21 protein-coding genes are annotated in these 25,044 nt (G+C 68.1%); 15 read left to right on the forward strand and 6 right to left on the reverse strand.

The genetic code is table 11. The annotated features are described in order from the left end of the window. Positions 1–60 precede the first annotated feature (60 nt). The 5 genes from KY661_RS09265 to KY661_RS09285 all read left to right on the forward strand — a co-directional run bounded on the left by KY661_RS09265 (position 61) and on the right by KY661_RS09285 (position 9,335). Positions 61–1,662: a calcium-binding protein gene (locus tag KY661_RS09265; protein WP_225409864.1), complete on the forward strand. Its 1,602-nt coding sequence runs from the start codon at positions 61–63 to the stop codon at positions 1,660–1,662. Between the two features lie 166 nt (positions 1,663–1,828). Then, entirely contained in the window at positions 1,829–3,187 is a 1,359-nt protein-coding gene (gene mtsC, locus KY661_RS09270) for a cell-cell cohesion MYXO-CTERM protein MtsC (RefSeq protein ID WP_225409865.1), read from the forward strand. 39 nt (positions 3,188–3,226) lie between these two features. Next, entirely contained in the window at positions 3,227–5,194 is a 1,968-nt protein-coding gene (mtsD, locus tag KY661_RS09275; RefSeq protein WP_225409866.1) for a cell-cell cohesion protein MtsD, read from the forward strand. Then, positions 5,191–6,978 (forward strand): vWA domain-containing protein, encoded by a 1,788-nt coding sequence (locus KY661_RS09280; protein WP_225409867.1) that lies wholly within the window; start codon positions 5,191–5,193, stop codon positions 6,976–6,978. Before mtsD ends, KY661_RS09280 begins: the two co-directional genes overlap by 4 nt. 20 nt (positions 6,979–6,998) lie before the next feature. After that, entirely contained in the window at positions 6,999–9,335 is a 2,337-nt protein-coding gene (locus KY661_RS09285; RefSeq protein ID WP_225409868.1) for a cell-cell cohesion protein MtsF, read from the forward strand. Positions 9,336–9,359: 24 nt separating this feature from the next. Here the strand turns inward: KY661_RS09285 and KY661_RS09290 are convergent, their stop codons facing one another. Further along, complete coding sequence (locus KY661_RS09290; protein ID WP_075005080.1) at positions 9,360–9,803, reverse strand: hypothetical protein; 444 nt, start codon at positions 9,801–9,803, stop codon at positions 9,360–9,362. Positions 9,804–9,852: 49 nt separating this feature from the next. On the opposite strand from KY661_RS09290, the gene KY661_RS09295 reads away from it, so the two are divergent. From KY661_RS09295 to KY661_RS09320, 6 genes are all read left to right on the forward strand, one after another. Further along, entirely contained in the window at positions 9,853–10,338 is a 486-nt protein-coding gene (locus tag KY661_RS09295) for a hypothetical protein (protein WP_225409869.1), read from the forward strand. 41 nt (positions 10,339–10,379) lie between these two features. Beyond that, positions 10,380–11,879: a xylulokinase gene (xylB, locus tag KY661_RS09300; protein WP_225409870.1), complete on the forward strand. Its 1,500-nt coding sequence runs from the start codon at positions 10,380–10,382 to the stop codon at positions 11,877–11,879. A 103-nt stretch (positions 11,880–11,982) separates the two neighbouring features. Beyond that, complete coding sequence (locus tag KY661_RS09305) at positions 11,983–13,008, forward strand: hypothetical protein (protein WP_225409871.1); 1,026 nt, start codon at positions 11,983–11,985, stop codon at positions 13,006–13,008. 180 nt (positions 13,009–13,188) lie between these two features. Then, positions 13,189–14,583, forward strand: a complete 1,395-nt coding sequence (locus tag KY661_RS09310; protein ID WP_225409872.1) for a hypothetical protein — start codon at positions 13,189–13,191, stop codon at positions 14,581–14,583. Between the two features lie 92 nt (positions 14,584–14,675). Continuing rightward, positions 14,676–16,028 (forward strand): hypothetical protein, encoded by a 1,353-nt coding sequence (locus KY661_RS09315; protein ID WP_225409873.1) that lies wholly within the window; start codon positions 14,676–14,678, stop codon positions 16,026–16,028. A gap of 114 nt (positions 16,029–16,142) precedes the next feature. Continuing rightward, complete coding sequence (locus KY661_RS09320) at positions 16,143–16,472, forward strand: hypothetical protein (protein WP_225409874.1); 330 nt, start codon at positions 16,143–16,145, stop codon at positions 16,470–16,472. Positions 16,473–16,510: 38 nt separating this feature from the next. Here KY661_RS09320 and KY661_RS09325 read toward each other — a convergent pair whose 3' ends face one another. Together KY661_RS09325 and KY661_RS09330 are read right to left on the reverse strand one after the other, a co-directional pair. Continuing rightward, complete coding sequence (locus tag KY661_RS09325) at positions 16,511–16,873, reverse strand: DUF5335 family protein (RefSeq protein ID WP_225409875.1); 363 nt, start codon at positions 16,871–16,873, stop codon at positions 16,511–16,513. Positions 16,874–16,957: 84 nt separating this feature from the next. Continuing rightward, positions 16,958–18,010, reverse strand: a complete 1,053-nt coding sequence (locus KY661_RS09330) for a YopT-type cysteine protease domain-containing protein (RefSeq protein ID WP_225409876.1) — start codon at positions 18,008–18,010, stop codon at positions 16,958–16,960. A 329-nt stretch (positions 18,011–18,339) separates the two neighbouring features. Here KY661_RS09330 and KY661_RS09335 point away from each other — a divergent pair, with 329 nt between their 5' ends. After that, positions 18,340–19,119 (forward strand): hypothetical protein, encoded by a 780-nt coding sequence (locus KY661_RS09335; RefSeq protein WP_225409877.1) that lies wholly within the window; start codon positions 18,340–18,342, stop codon positions 19,117–19,119. 86 nt (positions 19,120–19,205) lie between these two features. Next, on the forward strand, positions 19,206–19,928 hold the full coding sequence (locus KY661_RS09340; protein WP_225409878.1) for a tetratricopeptide repeat protein: 723 nt from the start codon (positions 19,206–19,208) through the stop codon (positions 19,926–19,928). Positions 19,929–19,931: 3 nt separating this feature from the next. On the opposite strand, the gene KY661_RS09345 is transcribed toward KY661_RS09340, so the two are convergent. Beyond that, complete coding sequence (locus KY661_RS09345; protein WP_225409879.1) at positions 19,932–21,119, reverse strand: lactonase family protein; 1,188 nt, start codon at positions 21,117–21,119, stop codon at positions 19,932–19,934. Positions 21,120–21,234: 115 nt separating this feature from the next. Here KY661_RS09345 and KY661_RS09350 point away from each other — a divergent pair, with 115 nt between their 5' ends. After that, positions 21,235–21,843: a hypothetical protein gene (locus KY661_RS09350; protein ID WP_225409880.1), complete on the forward strand. Its 609-nt coding sequence runs from the start codon at positions 21,235–21,237 to the stop codon at positions 21,841–21,843. A gap of 8 nt (positions 21,844–21,851) precedes the next feature. After that, the gene (locus KY661_RS09355; RefSeq protein ID WP_075004411.1) at positions 21,852–22,550 is read left to right on the forward strand and encodes an SDR family NAD(P)-dependent oxidoreductase; all 699 of its coding nucleotides are present in this window, start codon (positions 21,852–21,854) and stop codon (positions 22,548–22,550) included. A gap of 34 nt (positions 22,551–22,584) precedes the next feature. Here the strand turns inward: KY661_RS09355 and KY661_RS09360 are convergent, their stop codons facing one another. Together KY661_RS09360 and KY661_RS09365 are read right to left on the reverse strand one after the other, a co-directional pair. Beyond that, positions 22,585–23,520, reverse strand: coding sequence for a carbohydrate kinase family protein (locus KY661_RS09360; RefSeq protein WP_225409881.1), 936 nt, complete (start codon positions 23,518–23,520; stop codon positions 22,585–22,587). A gap of 16 nt (positions 23,521–23,536) precedes the next feature. Then, positions 23,537–25,039, reverse strand: coding sequence for a mannitol dehydrogenase family protein (locus KY661_RS09365; RefSeq protein WP_225409882.1), 1,503 nt, complete (start codon positions 25,037–25,039; stop codon positions 23,537–23,539). Positions 25,040–25,044: the final 5 nt, after the last annotated feature.

A 25,044-nucleotide genomic window follows, 5' to 3' on the forward strand; every position in this document is an offset into this window, starting at 1 on the left:
CCGCCGCTTGCTCGCCGGCTTGCGTCCCGTGCGTGGCCTGGGCTCTACAATGGGGGCTTGATGCGCACCTTTTCGACCTGGCTCCGGCTCCTGACGCCGCTGTTGCTCCTCACCTGCTCCGACGCGGGGCTGTACGCCCTGGATGGACGGGGGCCCAGCGGCAAGGACCGGGCGGACTTCACCGGAGAGACGTGCATCCCGCTGGCCAGCGGGGATGCCTTCCCGGTGAAGATCGTCTTCGCCGTGCAGGGCGGGCAGGGCGTCCCCTCGGAGGTGGTGGGCTACATCACCGACGCGCTCAGCACGGTCAGCAGCCGCTTCTCCGGCTCCTTCGCCAAGTTCGCCCTGGTGGGCTTCCACACGGTGGCCACGGGCTTCCAGGGGAGCTTCGCGGACGCGGCCACCTTCCAGGCGGCGCTGCCGCGCTACGCCAGCTACCAGGAGACGGGGCCGGTGAGCCTGCGCGCCCCGCTGCGGCTGGCCAAGAGCCTGCTCTCCGGCGACATGCAGACGGCCTGCCGGGGCGAGGTGGCCCGCACGCGCTACATCGTCGTCCTGGTGGCCACCAGCGAGGACCTGAGCTGCCAGAACCCCGCCTTCAACGTGGGCATCGACTCGCGCTGCGCCCAGCTCAAGCCCAACAACGAGGCGTGCAACCAGTGTGAGCTGACGGCCGTCACCGGCGAGCTCAAGGCGCTGGCCGCGCAGTTCGGCGCGGGCGAGGTGGTGGTGCAGCCCGTGTACGTGCGGCCGGGCGCCGCGGACCCCGCCACCCGGGACCAGATCGCCGCCATCGCCAACGCCGGGGGCACCGAGGCCATCGAGACCGAGCCGGTGGCCCTGCGCGACGTGATTGGCACCCTCAACTACTCCTCGCTCCAGACGTCGCTGGTGCTCAAGCGCTTCCTGGCCTTCAACCGCAACGTCCAGGTGCGCGCCGGCGAGGTGCTCGCCGACAGCGACGGGGATGGCGTGGCGGACCGGGACGAGGAGGGGCTGGGGTTGGACCCCGCCAACCCGGACTCGGATGGGGATGGGCTCATGGATGGCATCGAGGTGCGCATGGGCCTCAACCCGCAGCCGGGCAACGTGGACCTCATCCCCGGGTGCAGCGTGGCGCTGGATGACGATGGCGACCGGCTCAACACCTGCGAGGAGCGCGTGCTGGGCACCGACCCGTGCATGGGCGACAGCGACGGGGACGGGCTGCCGGACCTGGTCGAGGCGCTCTCGCGCACCAACCCGCTCGTGCCCGAGGACCTCCAGGACACCGACCGCGACGGCATTCCGAACATCCAGGAGGTGGAGGCGCGCGGAGACCCCCTCAGCGCGGACATCGCCTTCCACGTCGAGCGCGGCTACGGCTATTCGCTCACGCCCTCGGAGCCCACCCCGGACGGCCGGGCCTGCTACCAGGTGCGCGCCGAGAACATCACCGTGGTGCCCACGCTCGAGCGTCCCCACCCCTTCATCCCCGGGCGTTCCATCCCCCCGGGCACCAACGACATCTACCTCTACCTCCAGGTGGGCCGGGACAATGATCCGCGCGGCGCGGGCATCGGTGCGCTCTTCATCCAGTCCGTCGGCTACTCCGAGAAGGAGGGCCGCACCCCCGTCCTCCTCCCGCCCTTCACCCCGGCGGACTTCGTGCTCGGGAACTGAGGCCCCCGGGTGGGGGGTAGACCCCACAGAGCCCCTGGGGGTTTTCCCCCACAGACGTTGAGCGGTGAAAAGCCAGCGCCGTCCAACCCCTTGAAATGAGGGGGGCTTCCCGGAGACGGCGGGCGGATCGGCTCTTGCTATGAGCGCAGGTTGAAAAGGAGTCACCATGACATTCCAGCGCATCGCTTCGGTCCTGACCCTCGGGACCCTCTTCCTCCTGGCGCCCGGCGCGCAGGCCCAGACGAACTCCGTGGACAACCCGGAGTGCCTGGGCAGCCAGTGCGGCAAGCCCAAGGAGGAGGGCGGCGGCGGCTGTGGCTGTGGCTGCTCGGTGTGGGTGGCCTACACGGACGACGGCGTGACGCTGTCCTACACGGACGACGCGGACGGGGACGGCAAGGCGGATGACCGCGACAACTGCCCCTTCGCCTCCAACCGCGAGCAGACGGACACGGACGGCGACGGCGTGGGCGATGCGTGTGACAACTGCTCGGGGCTCGCCAACTACCAGCAGCGCGACGCGGACGGCGACGGCGTGGGCGACGACTGCGACAGCGACGCGGATGGCGACGGCGTGGCCAACGCGCAGGACAACTGCCCGCTGGTGCCCAACAAGGACCAGAGCGACCTGGACCGGGATACGGATACCCTGCAGAGCGACCCGGCGAACCGGGGCGGGGACGTGTGCGACCGGGACGATGACAACGACGGCCACGCCGATGGCGAGGACAACTGCCCGCGCGTGCCCAACGCCGACCAGAAGATGCCCGCAGATGCCTCCGCGTGCCGCGTGGACACGGACGGGGACAACATCTCCGACAACGGGGACAACTGCCCGGGCCTGGCCAACCCCAACCAGAAGGACACGGACCGCGACGGCCAGGGCGACGCGTGCGACCCGGACATCGACGATGACGGCGTGCTGAACAAGGGCCCGGACAACAAGCTGCTCGACAACTGCGCCGAGGTGGCCAACCGCGACCAGGCGGACGACGACGGCGACGGCGTGGGCGATGTGTGCGACACGCGCTACTGCGTGGTGGTGGACCGCAACAACCCGGACGACTGCTTGGATCCGCGCGGCCCCTTCACCGTCTCAGGCGGTGGCCAGCTCAGCCTGAAGAAGGGCGACAACGTGCGCCTGCCCCTGTTCGCCAACCGCAACGGGGCGGCCATCGAGTACACCTGGACGGTGAAGCAGCGCCCCTCGGGCTCCAAGGCCGTCATCGAGAACCCCACCGGCGCGGTGACCAACAGCCGCCACTGGCAGTACGCCTACGTGGACGGCCACCTGCCGTCCTTCACGGCGGACACGGATGGCGAGTACGACATCCAGGTGCAGGCCCGGCTGGCCTTCGCGGACCGGGCCTACCCGGACCAGCGCAGCTCCATCTCCAGCCTCAAGCTGTCGGTGGGCGGCGGCAACGCCAGCAGCTGCGCGGCCCTGCCGGGCGCCGCGGGGGGCGTGACGCTGGGCGCCACAGTGCTTGCCCTCTTGCTGCGCCGCCGCCGCCGCGAAGAGTAGGATTCCCCGCTGAACCCGATGGGCAGGAGGCCCGTTTCCATGCACCCCCTCAGCTGGATGCGGTTGGCCGTGGGCCTTCTGGCCACCGTGTGGCTGTCCTGTACGGACACGTTGGTCGAGCCGCTCACCCAGGAGCAGACCCAACTGGACGACCGGCTCACACTCACCGGCCGCGTCTGCACGGCGCCCGCCAACCCCAGCGGGTTTCCGGTGAAGGTGGTGCTGGTCATCGACCAGTCGGGCAGCATGTGCGTGTCGGATCCGCCGGGCTCGCAGGAGCAGACGGGCTTCTGCGAGCAGGTGGGGGGCATCCTCCTGCCGCCGGGGGTGACGGAGCCGGCGCGGGTGCGCGCGCTGAAGCGGCTGGTGAACCAGTTCCGCCAGCAGCCCAACGTGCAGATCTCCATTGTGCCGTTCGAGACCAACGTGAAGAACGTCTGGCCTCCGGTCACCACCGGCAACCGCTTCGCCCGGCCGGATGCCTCGCTGGACACCTACATCCGCGGGCTCCAGAGCCAGCTCGGCAAGGGCACCGACTACCAGGGGGCGGTGGGCTACGCCTACAGCCTCATCGCCAGCGACATCAACGCCGTGTCGGCGAACAACCCCGAGGTGCTGCCGCGCACGCGCTACGTGGTGGTGTTCCTCACGGACGGCACGCCGTACCCACGCTGCTCGGCCAACGACAACCTCTCCACCTATGCCACGCCGGACGCGCCGGACCTGACGTGGTCGGACTCCTCCAGCGCGGGGGACTTCTGCAACCTGCTGGACCCGGACTCGCTCGACAGCATCAACGAGTTCCAGCCCGGCACGGACCGCAACCAGAACTACCAGCTCTTCAGCTACGTGCGGCGGCTGATGGAGCTGAAGGACCAGTACAACGTGGGCGACATCCGCATGCACACGGTGCTGCTCTTCAACCAGCAGGCGGTGCGGCTGTGCGGCCCCATCTGCCAGGACATCTACGGCACCTACCCCGGCACGCCGCCCGCCGAGTACCCCCAGGCGGCGAAGAAGGTCGCCTCGTGGCTGCTCGCGCGCTTCGCGGAGATTGGCAACGGCGTGTACCAGGAGTTCAACGACACGGGGGAGATCAACAACATGGGGCTGGGGGCGCTGGACTACTCGTCCTTCGCGTCCCGCAACGTCGTCAAGACGCTGATGGTGCGCTCGCTCAGCGCGCTTCCCGGCGAGAAGGGGCGCGAGCTGGACACGGACGGCGACGGGCTCGGGGACCTGCTGGACAACACCTTCACGCTGCAGACCAACGCCTACACTCCGGACAGCGATGGGGACTGCCTGGATGACGGCTTCGAGTCGCGCCGGCAGGACCAGGGCTTCAAGCCCGGCAATGACCTGGATGCGCGCGGGTGTGACCCCAGCTCGCCGCTGACGCGCGGCTGTGCCTGCCGCGACACGGACGGGGATGGCCTGTCCCAGTTCGCCGAGGCCTACCTGAAGACGCGCGATGGCATCGTGGACAGCGACGGCGACGGGGTGCCGGATGGCATCGAGTCGCGCTACGGGTTGGATCCGCTCGCGGCGAACGTGTCCGGGCTCGACACGGACGGGGATGGCATTCCGGACGGGGACGAGCTGCGCGCGGACTCGGATCCGACGCGGCGGGACCGGGCCTTCTACGAGCGCTACGGCTACCAGTACGGGGTGAAGATCGCCGAGAAGCGGGACAACGGCAGCACCTGCTACGACTTCACCGTGTCCAACCTGCAACTGGTGACGCCGCCGAACCGCTCGGGGGTGCAGCAGGGCTACAACCTGTTCAAGGTGTGGTTCGCCGAGGCGCCGGAGAGCGGCGTGGCCACGGACTACGGGGTGTGGCGCACGGCGTGTGCCTGGGCGCAGTACGCCCCGCCGGGGCTGCGCGTGCCGCTGGGGCCCTCGCTGGCCCTGGAGGACGGGAACTTCCGCAGGCCGCAGGATCTCGACGAGATGAGCGAATACATGCAGCGGTGCGTGGGTGACCGGCCTGGGGAGGCGCCGTGAGGGGAAGGCTGGGCCTGGCGGTAGGAGGGGTGGGGCTGCTCCTGGCGGTGGTGGCCGCTTGCACCGACGCCTACCTCTATGACGAGCGGCGCGGCGAGCAGCTCCCGGTGGACCGGGCGGTGGCCTTCGAGGGCCGCTTCTGCACGGTGGGCACCAACGAGGTGTTGCGCCCCATCAAGGTCATCGTCGCCATGGACGCCAGCCAGTCCATGAACGTGAGCGATCCAGACGGCGCGCGCGCCACGGCGCTCATCAACCTGCTGGACGGCCTTCCGGACGACCCGGAGGTCTCCGTCGCGGTGGTGCTCTTCGCGGGCAGCACCACGGCCTACCTCACCCAGTCGGGCACGCCCCCGGTGGACGGCTTCGTGCAGGTGGCCAACCTCACGGACGCGCAGAAGCTCAACATGCGCCGCACGCTGCTCAACTTCCAGAACCCGGACAACTCGCCGAACCGGGACGCGACGGACTTCGTCAAGCCGCTGGCGGACATCTACTCGCTCATCAACACGGACATCGCCCTGAGCCGCGCCGACGCGGGGAGCTCCCAGGCGCTGGCCCAGGCGCGCTACTCGGTCATCTTCCTGTCGGACGGACGGCCCAGCAACGACCAGGACGACGAGCTGCTCCAGGGGGATGCGGTGGTGCGCATCCGCCAGCTGAAGGACCTGGTGGAGGACGTGCGCGTCAACACCGTGCACGTCTTCAACCCCACGCAGCCGGTCAGCTCGGTGTGTGATTTGACGGGGGATGGGGGCTGCCCGCTGCTGCTCATCAACCAGAACGCGGACCGCCTGGAGCGGATGGCGGCGCTGGGCGGCGGCAACTTCCGCGACTTCCGCAACAACGAGCCCATCAACTTCCTGAACTTCCAGTTCGGCCAGGCCCGGCGCGCCTTCCAGGTGAAGGAGCTGATCGCCTCCAACTTCACCGCCCCGCCGGGCAGTCCCCTGGGCGAGGCCGACACGGACGGCGATGGCCTCACCGACGCGGAGGAGGCGGAGGAGGGCACCAACCCCTTCAAGGTCGACACGGACGGGGACGGCTTCAGCGACGGGGTGGAGGTGCACTTCGCCCGCCAGGGCGTGGACTTCAACCCCATCCAGATCGCACTGCCGGACGGGGGCGGGCTGGATCCCGGCTGCCCGCCGCCGCTGCGGGCCATGGACTCGGACTGCGACGGGCTCCTGGACTGTGACGAGCAGTTCATCGGCACCAACGCGAACGTGATGGACAGCGACCGGGACGGCGTTCCGGACGGCATCGAGTGGCGCGGGGGCACGCAGGGCTCCAGCAACGACCTGGACGAAGACCCGGACAACGACGGGCTCTCCAGCCGGGCCGAGCTGCGGCTGCACACCGACCCGCTGGAGCCGGACACCGCGCACCTGTCCGTGGACGGCTACCGCTACCAGATGGAGGCGGACGGACCGCCCAACGAGCTGGGCAGCCAGTGCTACACCTTCCGGGTGGACAACGTGCTGCTGGCCCCCACCCAGGTGGAGTACCTCGACGGCGGCGTGGACGGCGGCGGGGAGCTGCTTCCGGACGGAGGCCGGCCGGTGGCGCGCGGCGCGGGCTACAACAGCCTCTTCCTCTCCGTGGCGATGGTGCCCGCGGATGACCCCACCGCCCGGACCCTCACCCGCGCGTTCCGCCATGACTCCGCGCGCTATCCCGTCGGGGGCATCAAGTCCCCGGTGGATGGCGTCATCCGCGTCAACCCAGAGAACTTCGTCGAGGGGTGCCCGGGCCGTCCTGAGTCCACCCCTTCGTCGCCGTGAGCCCCTTTCCGAGTGCCTTCATGACCCGTCTTCACCGGCTGCTGCTGCCCGCGCTGCTCCTGTTGTCTGCTTGCTCCTCGGGAGGGGACAACACCCCGGACGGGGGGGACCCCGGGCTCGCAGATGACTGCAACAGCCTGGAGGAGGCACTCTCCAAGCCCGAGTGCGAGCTGTCCCTGGAAGGGGAGGGCCAGGTGCGGGAGGCCTACCTGTCCACGGCGGGGGATGAGGACTGGTACAGCGTGCGGCTGCCCGCCACGGTGGGGCCGCGCACGTTGGTGCAGGTGACGGCGGGCTACGCGGTGCAGAGCACCGCGGTGAACCTCTCGGTGAACCTCCTTCGGGAGAACGGCACGGCCTCGCTGAGCAAGGGCGTGGACAAGCACGGCCAGGGCGCCCCCCGGCCGGTGGAGTTCATCGTCCCGTTCGGCGAGCCCAACGCGCGGCTGCTCCTCCTGCTGAAGGATGAGCCCAACGTGGTCAACCGGCCCAACTTCGACGCGCGCTCCCCGTACTTCGTGCGGGTGCGGGTGCTGGAGAACCCGGACCTCTTCGAGCCCAACGACACGCCGCCGCAGGCCACGCCCCTCACGCTCGTGCCCGAGGCGGGCAAGGAGTCCGGCAAGGCCGTGGGCTACCTGGGGACGAAGGGCGACGTGGACTACTTCTCCTTCACGGCCCCGGCGAAGAAGGTGGTGTACGTGCGCCTGTCCGCGCCGGAGCTGACGCCGCCGCCCGCCTACCGCCTCGCGTACGAGCTGGTGCGGCCCAACGGCACGGCCGAGGCCCAGGACCAGGTCCCCAACACCTCGATCGCGGCCGAGCTGGCCACTGCGCGCCGGGTGAAGGACGGGGGCACGTGGCTCGTGAAGGTGAAGGCCTACCAGGCCGCGACGGATCCGAACACGCCGCCCGGGGACGTGCGCCAGGCGTACACGCTGGACGTCCAGCTGATGGACGAGGCGGACGCGCAGGACACCAACGGGGACAACGACCTCCGGGAGCGGGCCACGGTGAAGGCCTTCACCTCCTCGCCCCAGACGCTCTCCTTCTCGGGCCGGATTGGCTCGGTGCCCGACGTGGACTGGTACGCGGTGGATGTGCCGCCCTCCGTGAAGAACGGCGTTCCCCAGCCAACCTTGCTGCACTACCGCTTCGTCCAGGGGGCAGGGGGAGGCCGCTTCGCCCCGCTGCCAGGCTTCCTGGACCGGCAGGTGCGCGTCTTCACCCAGGTGACGAAGGGGGCCACGCTCGCCGACCAGCGGGTGGCCTGCGCCACGGATGTGACGGTGTGCCCCAAGGGCTACACCGAGTTCGCCGAGGGGCGGGGGCTGGTGGAGACCTACTGCGGCACCGGCACCGCGGCGCTGTGCCTCCACTCCTCGCGCGAGGAGGCGCCGCAGGACTTCGCCACCCTGCGCAACTTCGAGGGGGCCCTTCCGGTGCCGCCCTCCACGTCGGCGGCGCGCTACTACTTCCTCATCGAGGACGCCTCGAACGACTGGGCGGATGACCGGGACTACACCCTGTCGGTGACGTGGCAGGAGGACGCGGACGAGGCGAACCGCTACGCGGGCGGCACCCAGGAAAAGCCTACCTCGCTGACGTTGGCCCAGGACACCACGGGCAATGACTTCCCCGCGCCGCCTGCCTCCGCCACGGTGATGAGCGGAGAGCTCAGCCATGGCTATGGCCGCTTGCAGCCGTCGGACCGGCTCAAGGGCCGGGGCGTGCGCGGGCCGGCGGACTACGATGCCGTCCCCACGGACGTGGACAGCTACACGCTGACCCTTCCCGGAGGACAGGCGCAGCCGCAGGACCGCACCTGGGAGGTGCAGTGGTCGGTGAAGAACCTGCCGGACGGGGGCATCCCGCCGCATGGGCTCGCGCTGGACCTGACCTTCTGTGACGGAGACCGCCTGGACGGGGGCGCCTGTACTCCGGTGAGCCGGGGCAGCCGCAACTCCCCGCTGACGCTGGCCTACCGGGGCGAGGCGCTGCGCGCCTGGCACTCGGCCAGCGGCACCACCACGAACCTGCAGCCGCTCTACTCGAAGACGGTGTCGGGCGACTCCACCGTCTTCACCGTGCTGCCCTACGCGTGCTCCTGCCTGGAGCCGCGCTTCGTCCGGGGCGGCACCCTGCGTGTGGACGTCTCCGCCACCGAGCGAGAGTCCTACGCGCGGCTGAACTACGCGGTGCGCACCGCGTACACGGACTACCCGAAGACGTACGCGGTGGACGGTGGCACGGGCACCTGCCCGGCGCCGCGGCAGGACGGGGGCACGCCGCTGCCGGATGGGGGCACCACGCCCATCACCTGGACGGGGGGCTGCCAGTTCACGCTGCAGCCCTGAGCCGGGGAGGGGACGCCTGCCTGGCTACGGGGGCGTCACGCCCTTGCCCGTCATGAGGATCTGCTTCTCGGGGGCGTTGGCGGCGTTGGAGCGCAGGGTGAAGGAGCCCTCGTAGGTCTTCGCCTGCTTGGGGCCGAACTCCACCTCGATGAGGGCCGTCTTCCGGCTCTCGACGGTCAGCGTCTGGCCTGCGGCGAGCGCCTCGGGGAGCCGGAGGACGAACTCGGCGGGGGCGTTCTTGACGACGGCGGTGATCTCCAGGGGCTGGTCACCCCGGTTCTCGATGTAGAGCGAGTTGCGGGTGATCGCCCCCACATAGGTGCCGCTGTTGAATTCCGTGTCGAAGGCCAGCGACTCCCGGTCCACGAGCAGGAAGGGCCCCTTCTCCAGGGTATAGGAGTCGTCGTCCCCGCCACAGGCGGCCAGGGCCAGGGCGATGAGGGGGAGCCACAGGAAGCGCAGGCGCATGTTCATTCACTCCTCGGATAAGGTTCGAAAGATGGAGAGGCTTGTAACAGTGTTCCGCCGGCGTCCCCAAACCGTTGCCCTCGTGGCGCTGGCCTGGGGGCTGGGGTGTGGAGGCTCCCGCTCGGACTTCATCGGGGGCCGGGCCCAGGACGTGTGCGATGCCCAGTGGCCGGTGTGCAGCCGGGTGGCGGGCTGCATCCTGGGCGAGGAGAGCTACACGGCGGGGCGCTTCCCGGGACAGGGGCGAATCATCGTCCAGCTGGCGGAGCCCTCCACGGTGCGGCTGCGCTTCTACCTGGAGGACGTGGTGGCGGCGGGGCAGGAGACGGTGGTGACGTTCCACGAGGAAGGGTGCCGGGACCGCATCCGCCAGGTGGTGAGCGGCCGGACCGCGGTGGAGTCGGTGGAGCGGCAGGGGGAGTTCAGCCGCGAGGCGGACCTGACGGGCGCCGGGGACCACATGGTGGAGTTCGAGTCCGACCTGCAAGCCCGCTATGTGATGAAGGTGGAAGTGGAGCCGCTGCGCAACCGCTGAGCCTTCCAGGGCCGCACCCGGGGAGGGAAAGGGAGGGGGCCGTGTACCTGGGCATCGATGTGGGGACGTCGTCCGTGAAGGCGGTGCTCGTGGATGGGAACGAGCGCATCCTCGGCAGCGCCAGCGAGGCGCTGGACGTCACGCGGCCCCAGCCCGGCTGGTCGGAGCAGGAGCCGGAGGCCTGGGTGCGCGCCTGCGAGCGCACCCTGGACGCGCTCACCGCCGCGCACCGCACGGAGATGGCGGCCGTGGAGGGAGTCGGGCTGTCCGGACAGATGCACGGGGCCACGCTGCTGGACGGGCAGGACCGGCCCCTGCGCCCGGCGATCCTCTGGAACGATGGCCGCTCGGAGGCCGAGTGCCGCGTCCTCGAGGAGCGCTGCCCCCGCTTGAGGGACATCGCGGGCAACATCGCCATGCCCGGCTTCACCGCGCCCAAGCTGCTCTGGCTCGCGAAGCACGAGCCGGACACCTTCGCGAAGGTGCGCAAGGTGCTGCTGCCCAAGGACTACCTGCGGCTGTTCCTGACCGGCGAGCACGTGTCGGACATGTCCGATGCGGCCGGAACGCTCTGGCTCGACGTGGCGAAGCGCGCCTGGTCGGACGAGCTGCTCGCGGCCACGGGGCTCACGCGGGAGCACATGCCGCGGCTCGTGGAGGGCTCCCAGGCTTCGGGGCGGCTGCGGCCGGAGCTGGCCCGCCGCTGGGGCATGGCAAGGCCGCCGGTGGTGGCCGGCGGAGGCGGGGACAACGCGGCCAGCGCGGTGGGGATTGGCGCCGTGCGGCCGGGCTCCGCCTTCGTCTCGCTGGGGACCTCCGGCGTGCTCTTCGTCTCCAATGCCCGCTTCTCGCCCAACACGGCGGGCGCGGTGCACGCCTTCTGCCATGCGGTGCCGGGCCTCTGGCACCAGATGGGCGTCATCCTGTCCGCCGCCGCCAGCATGGAATGGTTCTCGGCGCTCCTGGGCATTCCCGCGCCCGAGCTGACGGCGGAGCTGGGGGAGCGCGTGTCCGGCCCCTCCCCGGTGAAGTTCCTGCCCTACCTCTCCGGAGAGCGCACCCCGCACAACGACGCCTCGGCCCGGGGGGCCTTCGTGGGCCTGGCCCATGGGCACGGGCGGGCGGCGCTGACGCAGGCGGTGATGGAAGGGGTGGCCTTCGCCTTCGCCGACTGCCTGCGGGTGCTCTCCGATGCGGGAACGGAGGTGGCCCGGGCCTCGGCGGTGGGGGGAGGCTCCCGCTCACAGCTCTGGCTGAAGATCCTCGCGAGCGTGCTGAACCGGCCGCTGGATCTCCATGCGGAAGGGGATTTCGGCGGAGCCTTCGGGGCCGCCCGGCTGGGCCGGCTCGCCGCGACGGGTGAAGACCCACTGGCCCTCGCCGTGCCGCCCCCGGTCGCGCAGGTGGTGGAGCCCGATGCCGCGCTGGTGCCTCAGTACGCGCAGGCCTATGCGCGTTGGCGCGAGCTCTACGGTTTGGCGAGCCCCCACCTTTGGCAGAAAAAAAGGCGTCGGCGGGAAGAACGAAAACTCCCGGCGTAATGCCGGTGAAGCACGGAAGAGACGCCTATCGAACCGCCCCGGCACACGATGCCCGAGCGGATTCCACACACTTGCGGGCTTTTTGCCCGAAAAGAGTTCAGCCATGAAAAGCCTTCATTTTGTAGCGCTCGCGGTCTTCGGAACGGCGGCACTCACCGGGTGCGGCGTGGAGCCAGGGGAGGTGCAGGACGACGCCAGCGGTCTGGACGTGCCCGCCCAGGAGTTCACGAGTCCTTTCGAGGACACGGCCAAGGACTCCGTGCCTTCCGTCGCGCTCGACGGCAGGGCCGCCGCGGCCGCCGAGGGCGTCCAGGCCATGGCCTTGAATCCAAGCCTCAGGGGGCTCGTGACGTCGTGGTACTCGGGCTCGGTGCCGGCCGGTGCCACCCAGCACTGGTATTGGAACAACTCCAGCCTCACCAGCGCCTACAGCGTGGGCTTGTCCCCAACCGGAGCGAGCACCACGGGCGGGTGCCGGTTCGAAGTCACCCGGACCTGGGATGCCCAGCAATACAGCGGTGAGCGCGAGTTCCACTTCGCCCTGAAGAACACGGGCAGCATCGCCTGCGGGACGAACATCCTGCTCGCGTCGCGTGAGCGGACCAGTACCTGGGCGACGGGCGGGCTCGCCGTGGGCGAGTCGAAATCCTGGACCTGGAACAACGCCAACCCCCTCACCGCCACGTATGCCGTTGGCCTCTCGCCCTCCGGGTCGACCAGCACCAACCCTTGCGAACTCGAAGTGACCCGTGCCTGGTATGCCCAGCAGCCAGGCGGAGAGCGTAAGTTCAAGTTCACGGTGAAGAATGTCGGTGCGATCGCCTGCCAGGGCGACGTCCAGTTGGCGACGGTCACCAGCGCGAACGCGTCCTGGTCCACGGGCTCCCTCAGCCCGGGGGCATCTGGCTCTTGGGTGTGGAACAACGCCAACCCGATCGACCGCGTCTACTCGCTCGGCCTGTCTCCGGCGGGCGCATCCGGCATCACCCCCTGCCAGCTCGAAGTGACGCAGTCCGCCTATCAGCAGTTGATCAACGCGGACGGCACCACCGAACGGAAGTTCTACTTCACGGTCAGGAATATCGGCACCTTGACCTGCTCTGGGACGGTGCTGCTCAATTATCTCTAACGGCCACCTTCGCTTCTTCAGCTTCTCTTTGTTCCCGGACATCCGGTGCTCCTTCATCAGAGCCTGGGTGTCCGTCGCGCACGAGCGGTTGAGTGCCTCCTTGCGGCATCTTCTGGAGCGTCTGCACCGCACGTCACATTTTCGGACTGGCCCACTCTCTCGGATGAAAAGGAGAGGTCCATGACGCCAGAAGAAGCCAACAACTTAGTCCACGGAATCTTCGATGGGATTTTCGACTCGGTGACCCGGGCTGCGCCAGGCAGCAAGCCACTGATGTCGCCGTCGACCACCGTGCTGTCGCTCATGAAGCCTGGCATGGCGATCAAGTCGGCGGACTTCAGGAACCCGTGGACGCCAGGAAACAGCAGTGGCAGCCAGATCTCGGCGGTGAATACCGCGGCCTTGGTCGATGCCGCGCCCAAGCTGTCCACGCTGTACACCGACAGCGGCAACTCCATCTCGAAGGTCTATGGCGACATCATGGACGGCGTGCAAGTGCCTGCACAGCCTCCCAATCCCGCCATCGAAAAGCAGCTCCAAGATGCCTTTGACGTCCTGTACCGGACCGTCCAGGTGACGGATCCCGATACCGGCGAGGTCAGCTCCAAGACCCTGGAGACCACGCTCTATCGCGACTACATGGACAACCTCGCCGTCTACACCGCGCAGCAGCAGGCGTACAACAAGGCCTATCTCGAGGCACAGAAGACCCAGGACGGCCGGGCCAATTGGCCGATGCTCGCCCCGGCCCTGCAAGTACCGGTCAAGCTGGCCTATGACAAATGGCGCTCGAACTTCGCGGACAAGGTCGAGACCGCCATCGCCATTCAGAACACGAGCTCCCAGAACGCGCTGAGCAAGGCGTTCAACAAGGCGAAGACCCTGTTCGATGGGTATGGCGCGGTGCTGGAGGACACCGGGCTCGGCCAGTCCCAAGAGATTCACCGCGTCTCGCTGCTGCCTTCCGACTGGTACTCGGTCAACTCCTCCTCCAAGTGGACCATTGTCGACACGGCCTCCGGGAGCTTCTATCGCAACAACACCTCTGACTTCACCTCCGGCGGCGGCTCGGTGGGGTTCAGCCTGGGCATCTTCTCGATCGGGGGCGGCGGCGGACACTCGGTGACGCACCGCCACATGAGCTCCGAGACCACGAACGTCCGCATCTCCTTCGAGTACGCGCTGGTGACCATCCGCCGCCCGTGGATGGCATTCCACCTCCTGGGAACCCAGGGGTGGAATCTGCAAAACCTGTATCGCAAGGGACAGATCTCCAACGGCAGCCGGCTCAACCAGACCAACTCGGTGATGCCGCTGCTCCCGACCAGCTTCGTCGTGGTGCGCAAGGTCATCGTCACCGCGAACTGGTCGAGCGCTGATTACGATTTCGTCCAGAAGCAGACGCGCGCGGGCGGAGGATTCAGCATCGGTCCCTTCCGCATCGGCGGGTCTTACGCCCACTCCTCGACCAACGAGACCTTCAACTCCGCCTTCGCCAACGGCAGAATCGAAATCCCAGGGGTGCAGATCATCGGCTGGATCAGCCAGATCGTTCCCTACTGCCCGCCCGCGTAGGCTCGTCCCAAGGTGTCGAGAAATCCCAAACGCCCTCCGCGAAGCAGGCCCCGCCCCTGCTTCGCAGGGGGGCGCACATGCGAGGAGCCGCCATGGCCAATGTCACCGACTTGTTTGCCAGTGTGTATGACACGCTGGCCAGAACGTTCAATACCTCCTCCCTGCCCGGCAGCTACTTCCAGTTCGGCTGGCCTGGGATCAACCTGAGCCCCGCGGATTTCAAGCTCAGTGATGTGGCCGGCGCCCCCTATGACGCGAATGCCGCCGAGGAGACGTTCTCGCTGCTCTGCAATATCGCGCCGGCCTGCAGCCCGGTGAGATTCGACAACTCGGGGTTCGAGATCGACGATTTGTATCAAATCCTCCTGCTCGGGGCGGTGCCCTCGGGGGCCAATCCTCAGAACCTCCTGGCCTTTCCCGCCTACAAGCTCTTCAGTGATGCGCAGTACGAGCTGGCCCAGGCCCAGAAGGGCAGCAACCGCGACGCGAGCGTCATCTATTACCCCTGCCGGGCGACCCCGAACGATTGGTACACCGAAGCCAGCGCGCGGAACTGGCCCACGTTGTCGCTGAACGCCGGCCAGATCCCAAAGGCTGCCCCGGACTCCCCGTTCATCCGGCTCGGTGGGAAGCAGCTCATTGACCAAGGCGCCGTCAAACTCGTTCCCGCCGCCACGAATGTGGGGACGATCAAAGCCCAGTTGCAGACCCATGTGGCCAGGGACCTCCAGAAGCAAGACCTCAGGGGCCTTGAGCTCAGGAGCGGTCCCGTGGCCCCCGTGAAGCCGCTGGCGGGGCTCAGGGCACGGGCGCTCGACCGTGGCCTGGCGGTCCCGGGGCAGGTGGAGGAGGGCGCGGTGATGACGCGGCTCATCGCATCCGCCGCCAGCCCAGTGGCCAAGAAGAACTTGCGCCCCATCCCCGAGGTGGCCCGGCTGCCCCGTCTCGACGGGGTGGACATCGATCCGGGGCGATTCGATGTGGTGCCCGCCAAGAACATGACCCTCGACAAGACGCTGCTGCTGCGCCGGTATCTCGGCGAGCAGCTCGTCCCGGCCACGCTCAACACCACCGGCTTCAGCATCTCGTTCAAGTACTGCTTGGTGAACATCACGCGGAACTGGTTCAAGAACGCCTTGCTGAACATGCGCTCGTGGTACACGCTCAGCGTCCCGCAGGGGGATTACTCGAGGGGGACCATTGACAACAATCCGGGGATATTTCCCATGCTCCCCACGTCCATGCTGGCGATTCGCGACTTGCGGATCAGCGCCTCATGGTCGCAAGCGGATCGCATCACCCTTCGCCGGACCAAGTACCTGGGCCCCTTCGACGTCTCGGCGTCGGACTTCAATCAAGACACGCTTCGGGCCGATGGGCTGCAGATCATCGGATGGCTGTCCAGGCTCACGCCCGTCCTGCCACCGCTCTCTCCCCCTCCTTGAGCGAATCCGAATCCCTGAACTGCCCAGAGAGAGGACGGAAACCGTATGAGCCCGTACCTGCGAGCCCTTCCGGGGGTGCTTCTGATGGCCTGCTCGGGCCCTGAAGAGGAAGACATGGAACCCAAGGTGAACTGCACCGTCTCCGCCACCACGGTCTTCGAGCCGGCGGGCCGGATCGTCCGTGGGACGGGGACTCTCACGTGTGACGCCCCGGCGGCGCTCTCCGTGAAGGTCTGTCTGTACTCCCAAGGCATCGGCCAGACGCAGTGGGGCACCCCCCTTCAGTGTGTCTCGATGACCGGAAGCGCGCGGACCACGCTTTCGGCCGAGGCAGCGATCACCCTCGGTCCTGGCGCGGCGAAGCGCTATCGCACCACCGTGGAAGCCCAGGTGAACTCCGAGCCGCGGCCTGCGGAAGAATCCACCATCATTACCGCTCCCTGAGCTTGGCCCCGGGCCCCGGAAAGAGGCCCGGGTGCCCGTCAGGTGGAGGCCCCGGCGGGGCTCTCGAAGAAGATGAGCGTCTTGCCGCCCTTCTCTCCAATCTCCAGACACTCCAGAGCGCCGCTCGCCTCGTCCAACTCCGCGGAGATGCGCTCCGGATGGAGGATGCGGTGAGTGATCTCCGCGCCTTCCCGGCCCACGATGATCTGCACCGCGCCGGAGTCGCTGCCCTTGGTCTCCAGGGAAATCTCCTTCAGGGGCAAGCGGCCGGCCAGGGGCTGATCCCCTGTGTCGGTGTCAATGGACTCCATGTGGACCCAAGGGCTCGGTTCCTGCTGGCTGATGCCGACGAGGTAGCTTGCCCATTGGTCCCGGGGGATTTCCTGGTTGCTGTGCGCCATGTGGTGCCTCCACGTGGCTTGAAGTACCCATCCGCCCGGCGTTTGACAGGCAGGGGGGAAGGACTGGCTCGGCTGACCGCCGCGTTACCCGTTGAAATGGTCGACCGTGATGAGGTCGAACTTGGAGTAGGCGTTATCCAGGTGGTCCAGCAGGATGTTGGTGGCCTGCTTGGGGTCTTTCGTCTGGAACTCGCCCGTGTTGGGGTCCATGAACTTGTACTGGCCGTTCTGCTTCTGGAACGCCATGACGTGCCCATCTCCGCCGCTCGTCTTGTTCAGGTGGATGACGTGGAAGCCATCCTTCTGGAGCGAGTTGTGGAGCTTGCCGATCGAGTCATTGTCGATGGGCGCGCCTTCGAGCACATTCATGTGCGGCAACCCGGAGCCCAGCTTCGTCCGCTCCTCCATCCGCGCCTCCGTGATGTCGTCCGAGACCCGCTGGAAGGTGGCGGACTTCTTCTCGAACCTGCGCAGATCCCGGTTCAGGGCCTGCACCTCCGTGGGGTTCAGCTCTCCACGCTGGTATTTTTCGATCAGGGGCTCGAGCCGTGCCTGCTCCGCATCGAGCACGGTGCGCTGCTGTTTGAGATTTTGAAAGGCATCCTTGATGTCTTGCGCATCTGCCTGGTGCTGGAGCTGACCGGCCTTGAGCTGAGGCATGTTGTTGTCAAGCTTGTGCCCGAAAACCTTCGAGGCCTGGTCCATGGAAGGGCTCTGGGAGCCGAGCCGGATCCACTCCTTCGTGATGGCATTGCACGCTCCGCCGTTGCTCTGGAGATCCGGGTGCCCCTGCTGTCCCACATACTGCGTGAGCTTGGTTCCGGGATACTGGGTCTCGAGGTTCTGGCTGAACTGCTGGATGTTGGCAGGGGTCTGCCAGGGGCGTTGGATGGGACCTGCTGCCGGCGAGCGGGGGGCGGAGGGAGAGGTGGGGCTGCGCGGCAGGGAGCCCGGAGCGGTCCTCGGGCGCTGCGGCGTGAACTGATCCGTGTGCAGGCGGGGAGGCGCCGAAGAAGGCCGGGAGGGGGGACGCGGCGAGGAGGGGAGGCTGTCCGGCCGCTGGGCCGGACCCGGGCTGCGCGGCAGGTCTACGGAAGGGGAGCGAAGCGGGCGCGAGAAACCCTTGAGCTTGAACATGGGAGGAGCCTCCAAAAGAGCATTCCTGTCCCACATGGCAGTGCACCCGGGATGCCAGCGCCTGGAAGGGCCGGGCTCCCTCTGGGGGCGAGGCGGTTCCGGCCCCCCGGCTGATGACTCCGGTTACCAGTTTCCGGGCCAGGGGGAGAATGCAGTCACCACCCCCTTCGAAATTTTGCGACTGACGGGCGGGGAGGCCTGTCCATCCCGCGAGGCTCACAACGAGGGGCCTCGAACCCGAAAGACCTCCCCATGAACCCCATGAACAACACCCGAGAGAAGTCCTTCCAGCCGTGGTTCGGCATGAGCCTGGCCGCGGTCAGCGCGGCATGGCTCCTGGCCGGTTGCGGCCCAACGCCCAGACCCCCTGGAACCATGTCCTCACCATCACCCTGGGCCAGACCCTCAAGGTGGGCTCGTTCTACGATGGCACGGGCCTGCCCACGACCTGCTGCACCACCCTCACGGTGGTGGGGCCCAACGGCTACGTGGCCTACCTCGGCAACCTGACCCTCGTTACCCTGCCGGACGTGGGCATCTACACGGTGACCGCCGCATGCGGCGGCATCTCCGATACGGCCACCGTCACCGTCAAACCGAACTACACGGTCATCCCCCTCACCAACGCCAACCTGGAGACGCAGAGCACCCCTGCGTATGGCTTCATCGACGGCTGGGGCCCCAACGGCGCCTGGGCGTCGCACGCCGACCACCCGGCCAACGGCAGGGCGGGCCTGGGCACCCGCTTCGGCTACTACTCGGCCGGCACCCAGGAGACGGTGGGCCAGTTGCTCTCCACGCAGCGCTTCAAGGCCAACACGCGCTACACCTTCCGCAGCTATGCCCAGGGCGGAGGAGACAACAGCGGCGTGCTGCCCTATCAGCTCGGTTACGCCGCGATTGACGGCGACCTGAGCTCCTTCGTGCCGCTGGCGACGGCCCCCATCGCGGTGGGCGCGAACTGGGTGCTGACCAGTGGCGTGACCTACCTCACGCCCGCCTCGGGCACTCCGCTGGGCAAGCAGGTCATCGTTCGCTTCGGCCAGGGCAGCGACGGCGGCGTGAGCGACATCTGGTTCGACAACCTCGAGCTGCGCACCGTGCCCTGAGCCGCGAGCCCCGGAGCCGGTGGACAGGGTGGGCTGGTGCACCGGGGCTTCACCCGGCAGGATGCCGCTGACGGAGGACGCGAAGGATGAAACGGAAGGGACGCACGCCGTGGCCGCCGGAGCTGTCCGGCCAGCTCCGCGAGGTGGATCGCCTGCGGCGCGGGGGGCGGTATGCGCAGGCGCTCGTTCAGATCCGGCAGCTGGCAGAGACTCACCCGGACCAGCTGCGCGTGCTGCTGGAGATGGGGCTGACGCTCGGCATCTGGGGGCATGCTCCCGCCGAGGCACTCCCCTGGTTCGATCGCATCCTGACGATGGCGCCGGGGCACCTCACCACGCGGCTCCACCGGGCGCTCACCTTGGCCCGGTTGGGCCGTCACGCGGAGGCCGTGGCGGACTTCAACACGGTGGAGTCCGTGGGGCACCGCAAGCTGATTCTCTATGCCAAGCGCGCCGAGTCCCTGCGAGCGGCCGGCCAGAACGCCGAGGCCGAGCGCGATTGGACCCAGGCCCTGGCCGAGGACCCTGGCAATGCCTGGCTGCTTCAGCAGCGTGCCCAGACGCGGGCGCTGCTGGGCCGGCTGGCGGAGGCCATTCAGGATCTCACCGACGCGATCGCCTCGGACCAGGAGGACTCCGTGGACCCGGAGCTGCTCTACGAGCGGGGCGCGCTGCGCGGCCAGCTGGGAGACAGGGCTGGCGCGCGCGCGGACTTCGAGGCGGGACTCTCGGGTTTTCGTGAGGGAGATCCGCCCGGGCTCCTGGACTCGCTGCGCCTGGAACTCCAGCGCACCTCGCCGGCACGGTAGGACTCAGGCCAGCGTGGGCGCCACCAGCAGGGAGGTCGGAGCGGTCACGGCCAGGCTCGTCCCGAGCGCCGTCAGCTTTCCGGTCACGGGGTCCCGCCTGAAGGGCACGATCGTGTGGCTCTGCTGATTGGCCACCAGCAGGTAGGTGCCCGTCGGATCCAGGATGAAGTCCCGGGGCCACAGGCCCTGGGTGGACACGTGCTGCACGAGCGTCAGCTTGCCGAGTGAATCCACGGCGAAGACGGCGATGCTGTTGTGGCCGCGGTTGGAGCCGTAGACGAACTTGCCGTCCGGGCTCACCCGCACCTCGGCGCAGTAGCTGGTGCCCGTGTAGCCGGCGGGCAGCGTGGAGAGGCCCTGCACCTGTGTCAGCGTGCCCCGTGTGGCGTCGAAGGCGAGCGACAGCAGGGTCGAGTTGAGCTCGTTGATGACGAAGACGAACTTCCCACTCGGGTGGAAGGCGAAGTGGCGCGGGCCCGCCCCGGGCTGCGTGGAGAACGACGCCGGCGTGGTGGCGGTGAGCTTTCCGAGCGCGGCGTCGAAGCGGTAGATCATCACCCGGTCCGTTCCCAGGTCCGCGGCGAGCGCATACTGATTGGACGCGTTCGTCATGATCTGGTGGGCATGCGGACTTCTCTGGTTGGGATGGGGCCCCGAGCCCTGGAACTGCTTGAAGTCCGTGGCCGCGCCCAGGCCGCCATTGCTCTGGATAGGGAAGACGGAGATGTTGCCGCCGCCGTAGTTGGCGGCCATCACGAACTTGTCGTTCGCATCCACGCTCACGAAGCAGGGCGCGCTTCCCCGGGAGGCCTGCTGGTTGATGAGCGTCAGGGCCCGGGTCGAGGGATTGACGGCGAAGGCGCTCACTGCCCCGCTGGCCATGCCCTGGTACGAACCCAGCTCATTGACGGCGTAGAGGTAGCGGCCCTGGCGATCCATGGCCAGGAACGAGGGCTCGGACACGTTGCGCGTCACCGCCACCTTTTGCAGGCTGCCTGTCTGCATGGACAGACGGCACAGGGTGATGCCTTCCCCTCCCGCCGAGGTGTAGCTGCCCACGTAGAGGTAGTACTCCGAGGGCGTCGCGAAGGGCGTGACATCGAATCCCAGACCCTCCGGCAGCGCCACGGCCGCCATCCCCAGTCCGGACAGCCTCAGGAATCCACGTCGAGTCAGTTTGGTTTTGCTCATGAAAGAGCCCTATAGTCAGAAAAAACTGGATTCGCTAGGCCTTTGATTGAGCGAGAATGTATGAGAGCAAGGGCTCACGCTTGAGCCGGATATTGGTGTCTGCTATAGGACAGTCATGTCCATCCAGCACATCGACCACATCACTTACGTAGCTGCGGCTGCGGACGAGAACAACTTCATCGAACGGTGGGGCCTGCTTGGATTCAAGGAGTATGTCCGGGTCCACACCCCGCGATATCCTGCCGCGCATATCGCTTTGGCGAGTGGCGATGATCCGAACTTTCCCTGGGCAATGATGACAGGCCTCTCGGTCAGCGATGATCCGAAGTCGCCCATCAACCTGTTTGTCCAGCGTTACGGCGCAGGGCCGCAGCACGTGGCCTACAACATCGGTCCTGGCGAGGACATGGAAGAGCTCCACCGCAAGCTGGTGGCCCGAGGTTGGCGCTTCATGACCGAGGTTCTCACCTACCGTGACAGCACCGGTGCTGGGATTCGCCAGATGTTCGTGGCGCCTCAGGTTCCGTATGGTCCCTTCTCCGAGCTCGTCCAGCGGATTCACGGTCCGTCGGGTCAGCCCTTTGACGGGTTCGACACCACCAATATCGACAATCTGTATGAGGCCTATTCCGACTACAGCGCGCACCTGGAGAATCGGAAGTCCACGCCGCTCTGGACCGGAACGGTCACCCCTCCTGGCAACCGCATGCTCACCCTCGAGTAAGGACTAAAATGAACGGACGATTGCATGGACGCCGGGTGCTGGTGACCAGCGCGGACCGGTATGCCGGCCCGCCGGTCTGCGAGCTCTTCACCCAGGAAGGGGCCGAGGTCATCGCCGACACGAGCGACTACCTCGATCCCAAGGCCCCCCAGCGGGTCATCGACGCGGCGGGGCGGGTCGACGTGCTCGTGGCCAACTTCGCGGGTCCCCTGCGGATTACGCCCTACTCGAAGATGCTTGAAAAGGTCCAGGAGTTCGCCGACGAAGACTTCCAGGCCTACCTGGACGAGATCGTCTGGCCCATGGTCCGCTTCGTACGCGCGGTCCTTCCGCAGATGATCGAACGCCGCTCCGGAAAGATCGTGGCCTTCACCAGTGCCGTGGCCGTCCGGGCCATCCCCGGGCTGGCGGTCTACTCCGCGGCGCGGGGGGCCCAGAACGCCTTCGTGCTGGCCACCGGCGCGGAGGTTGCCCGTCACAACGTGCAATTCAACGCCATCGCCCCGTCATACCTGGAGAACGTCACCTACTTCACCCCGGCGATGCTCGCCGAGCCGGGAATGCGCGCTTCGCTCGTGGCCAACATTCCGGCCGGCCGGACCGGCGAAGGGTATGAAGCCGCCGAGCTGGCGCTCTCGCTCGCCACCAACGCCAGCAACTTCATGGCGGGACAGGTCATCTCGATGGCCGGAGGCTGGTGCACCTGAGCAGGGGCTGAGGCTCCTCAGGCGGGAAGGCGGCTTACTCGCCCAGCTCCGAGCGCCGGGGCGGATTGCAGCCCTCGTGCTCGCACGTCTTCGCGGCCACGCGGGCCGCGAAGGTGGCGCACCCCTTCAAGGTGGCGTCATCCAGGGCGGCCAGCTCCGCGCCCCGGCGGACACCCCGCTCGTAGAGCTGGGTGAGCAGTCCGGCCGTAAAGCTGTCTCCCGCGCCCACGGTGTCTCCGAACTTCGCGAGCTTCGCTGCGGGCACGTCGAGCCGCGTCCCACCCTGACGGAAGACGGAGGCGCCCTCTCCGCCGCGTGTCACCACCACGAGGGAGGGGCCCCGCTCCAGCCAGCGCTGGGCGATGTCATCCAGCCGGGCCCCCGGGAACAGCGCGGCGAGGTCCTCGTCACTGACCTTGACGAGGTGGAAGGCCGAGAGGGCCTCCGTGACGCGCTTCGCGTAGGCGGGCAGGTGGGCGGCGCCAATGACCGGAGGCCGGATGTTGGGATCGAAGGAGATCAGCCGCCGGTCCTTCTCCTGGCGGAACAGCGCCTCCAGGGTGTGGGCCACCGGGGCCCCGTCGAGCACCACGGCGCCCAGTCCCCAGTGGAGGATGGCCCCGTCCGGGAGCTTCGGCAAGTCGCCGGGCTGGAGCAGCCGGTCGGCGGTGCCCTGGGTGTAGAAGGCGTAGCTGGCCTGGCCCTCCACCTTCTTGACGAAGGCGAGCGTCGTCAGCTCTGGCCCCCGGACGGTCAGCCGGAGGTTGACCCCGTTGTCCTCCAGGACCTGGGCGAGCTGGTTGCCGAAGGCGTCCTGGGAGATGCGCCCCAGGAAGGCCGTGGGAGCCCCCAGCCGCGCCAGGGCGAGGGCGGTGTTGAACGGCGAGCCCCCCGGCACGGCCCGGAAGAGGTTCCCGTCTTCCGGGTTGGGAATCAGGTCGATGAGTGCTTCGCCGCAGCTGATGATCATGGTCAGGCTCGGGTTCTCAGGAGGCCGCGTCCGCGGGGAGCTGGTCGCCCGCGGCGACGATTTCCTTCAGCGTGGCCACCACGCCTTGCGTGTCGAGCTTCTTGCGCAGCTGGAGGTACAGGGCGACGAAGCCCGGGTGCGCGGGGATCTGGGTCCCGACGACGTCGGTCAGCTCGAGCAGGGTCCGGGGCGAGTCACTCTGGATGACCGGCTCCAGCAGGTGGCGGGCGTTGGGCTCGACGATGGGGTAGGCCTCGCCGCGCTCGTCCTTGCCCTTGAGGTAGCGCTCGTAGCTTGCCAGGAAGAACGCGATGCGGTGGTAGGGGCGCCCGTTCTTCAGGATCTCGTGCAGGGTGGGCAGCACGAAGCCGGAGATCTTCGAGCCGCCATCCATGCACAGCCGGGCCACCTGGTCGCCCACGGCGCGGTTGCCGAAGCGCTGGAGCAGCTTGGCCTTGTAGGCGGTGAGGTCCAGCCCGGGCAGGGACTTCAGCCAGTACCCCGCGTCGAGGTCGAGGAAGTCCTTCAGGTACTGGGCGAAGAGCCCGTCGTGCAGGACGTCATCCACCTTGCGGAACCCGGCGAGGTAGGCCGGGTAGGACAGCAGGGTGTGGGTCGCGTTGAGGAGGCGGATCTTCGCGTCCTCGTACGGCGTCACATCCGGGGTGAGCATGACGCCCACGGCGTCCCACTCCGGGCGGCCATCGCGGAAGTCGTCCTCCAGCACCCACTGGATGAAGTCCTCGCAGATGACGGGGGCGGCATCGTCCACGCCGGTCAGCTCCCGCAGCTTCTGCCGGGTGGCGTTGTCCGTGGCGGGGGTGATGCGGTCCACCATGGCGTTGGGGAAGCCCACCTCGCGCTCGATCCAGGCGGCGAGCTGGGGGTCCTTCGCCTTGGCGAAGGCCACGCACGCCCGGCGGGCCTGCACGCCGTTGTGGCGCAGGTTGTCGCAAGACATCACCGTGAAGGGCTTGTGGCCTGCCTTGCGGCGGCGGTCCAGCGCCTCGACGATGAAGCCGAACGCGCTGCGCGGCTCGCCCGGGTGCTCCAGGTCGTACACGACGGAGGGGTGCTTCAGGTTGAACTGGCCGTGCTCATCGATGAGGTAGCCGCCCTCGGTGATGGTCAGTGACACGATGCGGATGTCCGGCTGGCTGAGCCGGTCCAGCACGGCGCGGGGGTTGTCCTGGGCGTACAGGTACTCGACCATGGCCTCGACGACGCGCGAGGTGTGCGTGCCATCCGGCGCCATCTCGCTCACGGTGTAGAGCCCATCCTGGCGCTTCATCGCCGCGGCCATGGGGGCGTCCTGCGGCAGCAGGTTGATGCCGCACAGCCCCCACTGCTGCTGGCCGGGACGGGCCAGGCAGCGGTCGAGGTAGATGGCCAGGTGCGCGCGGTGGAACCCGCCCACGCCGATGTGCGCGATGCCGGCCTTCACCTGGCCGCGGTCGTATCCCGGGCGAATGACCGAGGCGGGAAGCGTGGAGAGGTGGGCCTGATCAAGTGGGTGCATGGCGG

The sequence above is a fragment of the Allostigmatella hybrida genome (assembly GCF_020103775.1).
In the GTDB taxonomy this organism is placed as follows: Bacteria; Myxococcota; Myxococcia; order Myxococcales; family Myxococcaceae; genus Hyalangium; species Hyalangium aurantiaca.

Excerpts from the sequence above, each read along its gene's own strand:
- KY661_RS09355 (WP_075004411.1), top strand. The coding sequence starts at position 21,852 with ATGAACGGACGATTGCATGGACGCCGGGTGCTGGTGACCAGCGCGGAC.
- KY661_RS09315 (WP_225409873.1), top strand. The coding sequence starts at position 14,676 with ATGGCCAATGTCACCGACTTGTTTGCCAGTGTGTATGACACGCTGGCC.
- KY661_RS09330 (WP_225409876.1), bottom strand. The coding sequence starts at position 18,010 with ATGTTCAAGCTCAAGGGTTTCTCGCGCCCGCTTCGCTCCCCTTCCGTA.
- KY661_RS09335 (WP_225409877.1), top strand. The coding sequence starts at position 18,340 with ATGGCTCCTGGCCGGTTGCGGCCCAACGCCCAGACCCCCTGGAACCAT.
- KY661_RS09320 (WP_225409874.1), top strand. The coding sequence starts at position 16,143 with ATGGAACCCAAGGTGAACTGCACCGTCTCCGCCACCACGGTCTTCGAG.
- KY661_RS09325 (WP_225409875.1), bottom strand. The coding sequence starts at position 16,873 with ATGGCGCACAGCAACCAGGAAATCCCCCGGGACCAATGGGCAAGCTAC.
- mtsC (WP_225409865.1), top strand. The coding sequence starts at position 1,829 with ATGACATTCCAGCGCATCGCTTCGGTCCTGACCCTCGGGACCCTCTTC.
- KY661_RS09285 (WP_225409868.1), top strand. The coding sequence starts at position 6,999 with ATGACCCGTCTTCACCGGCTGCTGCTGCCCGCGCTGCTCCTGTTGTCT.
- KY661_RS09360 (WP_225409881.1), bottom strand. The coding sequence starts at position 23,520 with ATGATCATCAGCTGCGGCGAAGCACTCATCGACCTGATTCCCAACCCG.
- mtsD (WP_225409866.1), top strand. The coding sequence starts at position 3,227 with ATGCACCCCCTCAGCTGGATGCGGTTGGCCGTGGGCCTTCTGGCCACC.
- KY661_RS09305 (WP_225409871.1), top strand. The coding sequence starts at position 11,983 with ATGAAAAGCCTTCATTTTGTAGCGCTCGCGGTCTTCGGAACGGCGGCA.
- KY661_RS09350 (WP_225409880.1), top strand. The coding sequence starts at position 21,235 with ATGTCCATCCAGCACATCGACCACATCACTTACGTAGCTGCGGCTGCG.
- KY661_RS09265 (WP_225409864.1), top strand. The coding sequence starts at position 61 with ATGCGCACCTTTTCGACCTGGCTCCGGCTCCTGACGCCGCTGTTGCTC.
- KY661_RS09340 (WP_225409878.1), top strand. The coding sequence starts at position 19,206 with ATGAAACGGAAGGGACGCACGCCGTGGCCGCCGGAGCTGTCCGGCCAG.
- KY661_RS09290 (WP_075005080.1), bottom strand. The coding sequence starts at position 9,803 with ATGCGCCTGCGCTTCCTGTGGCTCCCCCTCATCGCCCTGGCCCTGGCC.
- KY661_RS09310 (WP_225409872.1), top strand. The coding sequence starts at position 13,189 with ATGACGCCAGAAGAAGCCAACAACTTAGTCCACGGAATCTTCGATGGG.
- KY661_RS09365 (WP_225409882.1), bottom strand. The coding sequence starts at position 25,039 with ATGCACCCACTTGATCAGGCCCACCTCTCCACGCTTCCCGCCTCGGTC.
- KY661_RS09345 (WP_225409879.1), bottom strand. The coding sequence starts at position 21,119 with ATGAGCAAAACCAAACTGACTCGACGTGGATTCCTGAGGCTGTCCGGA.